The following is a 2,563-nucleotide window of genomic DNA, read 5'->3' on the forward strand; positions in this document are numbered from 1 at the left end:
ACTGGGTGCCGCCTACGCCGCGCCCTACCTGGGTCGGCTGGAGGATTCAGGGGTGGATGGCCTGGCCCTGATCGGCCAGATGCAAAGCCTGCTGGCAGGTACCTCGACCCGCTTGCTGGTGGCTAGCGTCCGCTCACGTGCCGCCTACCTGGCACTGCTGGGCCTGGGCGTGGGCTCCATCACCATCCCGCCGAAGCTGTTTACCGAGCTGTTTGACCACCCCGCTACGCTGGATGCGGAGCGGGGGTTTTTGGCGGATGCGGCCGCGCTCGGCGATTAATTGAAACGGCCCTCGCTGCGCAGGCGTTGGCCGATCTGCTGGATGCCCGCCTGCCCTTGCTGCAGCGCTTCGCGGCTGGTGTGCACCGAATAGCGGCCCAGTACCAGCTCGTGCGGATGCGGCACTGCCGAGCCCAGCACGAAAACGCAGTCGGTGGCCGCCTGGAAGTCAATCGCTGCCTCAGAAGTATCGAACACGGCCATATCACCGTGGCGCAGAGGCTCCGGCATGCGCAAATTCCCCTCACCCAGCGCCACCCAGGCTACGGTGTGCCCCGCAGGCGGCTGGTAGCGCCAGCGTTCACCGGCCTTGAGCTGGACTGACAGGTAGTTGATAGATGCCGGGGCCGGAATAGCGCTGTGGGCCGCACCGTACTGGCCCAGCAACACCCGCGCAGGCCCGTCCTGCGCCACCTCGTCGGGGGCCAGGAAAGTGCTGAACGCCGGGGCCAACTCCAGCGCAGGCGGCAGCGCCACCCAGAGCTGGAAGCCGCGCAGACGTTCGGACCCACCGGAGCCCCCCGCGTGCCAAGCACCGCCGCCAGCCTGCATCCATTCCACGCCACCCTCGGCCAGCACGCCCTGGCGTCCCGAGGTGTCTTCAAACCCCATGTCGCCCTGCAGGCTCCATGACAAGGTGGCGATGCCGGAATGCGGGTGCAAGCCAAAGCCCTGGAAGGCACTGGCATCGGCATCAAACAGGTCCAAAAACACAAACGGTTTGAGGTGCTCGCCCAGATCGGACGGGCTCATCAGCCGGGTGATAGGCCCATGCTGCTGGCCGCGCGTGCGGTAGACGATGGCGCGGGTGGCAGCAATGGTCTCCACAGGACTTAACTGGGAAGTGGGGTTGGCGATGGCATGCATGGTGTGGCTCCTGAAAAATGGGGGAACGCCCCCTGTGCCACAAGCTTATCCAGGCTTGAATATGGCGACTAGCCGCTAGAATTTGCTTTCACCCATCCAAAATCAAGAGTAATAGCATGCTGGACCTGAATGACATCGCGCTGTTCGTCCAGGTGGTCGAAGCGGGTAGCTTCGCCGCTGCGGCCCGGCGACTAGGCCTGCCCGCCAATACCGTGAGCCGCCGGGTGCAAGACCTGGAGCAGCACCTGGGCGCGCGTTTGCTGCAGCGCTCTACCCGCAAGCTAACCTTGACCGAGGCCGGGCGCGATCTCCACACGCGCAGCACGGACCCGCTGCAGGCCCTGGCCCAGGCCGCCCAAGCGCTTAGCGATGTCAGCCAGTTGCCCAGCGGCACCGTCCGCGTGGCCGCCCCGGCCGATTTTTTCAACTGGTTCCAGATGGACTGGGTTGCCGAGTTTTTGGCCGCCCACCCACGGGTGCGCATCGAATGGATACTGAGCGATGCCCGCGCCGACCTGATCGCCGAGGGCATTGATGTGGCGCTGCGCACCGGCAGCCTGCGGGATTCCAGCCTGGTGGCCAAACAGGTCGGCACCAGCAGCTCTGTGCTGGTGGCCAGCCCGGCGTATCTGGCCGCGCATGGTGCCCCACAGCAGTTGGCAGATCTGCAAATGCACGACTGCATTACCCGGAAACCGGCCTCCAGCCATGGCAGTTGGCGGCTGGAAGGGCCGGACGGCAGCGTGGATGTGCAAGTGCACGGGCGCGTGTGTGCCAACACCATGGACGCGGTGGTCAAGGCCACGCTGGCGGGTTTGGGCGTGTCATTGATTCCCGCGCTACTGGCCAAACCACTGCTGGAGTCCGGCCAACTGCGGGTGGTGTTACCCGGCTACGCAGTGCACGGCGTGGGCGTGCACTGCGTGTACCCCAGCCGCCACCAACTGCCGCGCGCCGTCAGCAGCTTCATTGCGTTTACGATGGACAAAATCCAACGCCACTGCATAGCAGCTTAGAACTTAGCCGCCACATCTTCTTTCAGGATGCCTTTATGACCGACCGCACCGTCTTCTTCATCTCCGATGGCACCGGCATTACCGCCGAAACCTTTGGCAACGCCATCCTGGCGCAGTTCGCCATGGCTCCGCGCCATGTACGGCTGCCATTTACCGACACGGTAGACAAAGCCCACCAGGCGGTGCGCCAGATCAACCACACGGCCGAGCTGGAGGGCCAGCGCCCGATCGTCTTCACCACGCTGGCCAATACCGAGGTACTGGCCGTGATCGAAGCGGGCTGCAAGGGCATGCTGCTGGACATGTTCGGCACCTTTGTACGCCCGCTCGAGATCGAGCTGGCCATGAAGTCGAACCATCGCATTGGGCGCTTTCCCGACGTCAGCCAGAGCCACGAATAC

4 protein-coding genes are annotated in these 2,563 nt (G+C 64.6%); 3 read left to right on the top strand and 1 reads right to left on the bottom strand.

The features are described from left to right. Positions 1-280: transaldolase family protein (locus tag ABI213_RS08460; RefSeq protein WP_348026726.1), on the top strand; the 280-nt coding region annotated here is incomplete at its 5' end. Here the strand turns inward: ABI213_RS08460 and ABI213_RS08465 are convergent. Then, the gene (locus tag ABI213_RS08465) at positions 277-1,146 is read right to left on the bottom strand and encodes a pirin family protein (protein ID WP_348026728.1); all 870 of its coding nucleotides are present in this window, start codon (positions 1,144-1,146) and stop codon (positions 277-279) included. The genes ABI213_RS08460 and ABI213_RS08465 overlap by 4 nt on opposite strands. Before the next feature lie 116 nt (positions 1,147-1,262). Between ABI213_RS08465 and ABI213_RS08470 the strand changes: the two genes are divergently transcribed. Then, complete coding sequence (locus ABI213_RS08470) at positions 1,263-2,162, top strand: LysR family transcriptional regulator (RefSeq protein WP_348026730.1); 900 nt, start codon at positions 1,263-1,265, stop codon at positions 2,160-2,162. Between the two features lie 35 nt (positions 2,163-2,197). Continuing rightward, the coding region (locus ABI213_RS08475; protein WP_348026732.1) for a kinase/pyrophosphorylase at positions 2,198-2,563 on the top strand (366 nt) is incomplete at its 3' end.

This window comes from Rhodoferax sp. (assembly GCF_039922535.1).
Classification (GTDB): Bacteria; Pseudomonadota; Gammaproteobacteria; order Burkholderiales; family Burkholderiaceae_C; genus Rhodoferax_B.